We start from the raw sequence: 879 nt of genomic DNA on the forward strand, positions 1-879 counted from the left end.
CCATTTTTAAGTGCTTCAAAAATCAGAGAGAATGCACAAATTGCGAGTGGTGAACAAAAGCCGAATACAGTTATAGATTCTCAAGCATCATCTGTAACTACACAACAACCGCAAAATAACGATTTAAGCTTTGAATGTCGTAAAGCAGTCAACATAGAAAAGCCTGAATGTATTAAATGGTTCGATGATTTATCAAAAAACAAGGGCAGTGTTACTGGTGATAAATTCGAGAATACGCAAGTATCATATAATCCTGAAAAGCCATATGAACAACAACATATACAACAGCAAATTAAATATGAAGTCACTGCTAAACCAATATTTAGCGGTTGCATGAAAAAAGGCTCTAAATACATCGCATATACTCAGCAAGGCACGATTCTAAATGAAGTTTCACAATCTGACTGTCAAAAGTTAATGAATGGAGATAGACCATTTAACTACTTTGCATCGAACAATCAAAATACTTCAAATAATATCCAACAAGTTAACCAGAAAGATGCTTTTGCTCAAACATCTCCAGTAGATCGCATGTCACATGAGCAAAATGCGAAATATCAGCAATACTTGCAATCACAACAAATTCAAAACAATGCTGTAGATCAAAGAATTCAAGCAAACGTAACGAATGGCGCTAATAACCTAGCTGAATTTAAGGGGTTTTAAATGATCACTCTCATTACTGGTCGACCATGTTCGGGTAAGACATGTTTGGCAATTGAAAATGCGCTCAAACAGTCAAAACCTGTTTATACAAACATTATAGATAACACATCTGATAAGTCTTTTTTACCTAACACTTTCAAAGTCATTCCTGATTCTGATTGGACGCTTATAAATCAATCTGCATACATTATCTATGACGGTTGTGAATATCTT

Annotated in this window: 1 protein-coding gene and 1 pseudogene; both read left to right on the forward strand. The window is 34.6% G+C overall.

Translation table 11 applies throughout. The features are described 5' to 3' along the window. A pseudogene (locus ACG9ZL_RS21040) lies at positions 1 to 666 on the forward strand (hypothetical protein); the annotation flags it as partial. Next, the coding region (locus ACG9ZL_RS21045) for a P-loop NTPase family protein (RefSeq protein WP_419361857.1) at positions 667 to 879 on the forward strand (213 nt) is incomplete at its 3' end.

This window comes from Acinetobacter legionensis (assembly GCF_048551735.1).
GTDB lineage: Bacteria > Pseudomonadota > Gammaproteobacteria > Pseudomonadales > Moraxellaceae > Acinetobacter.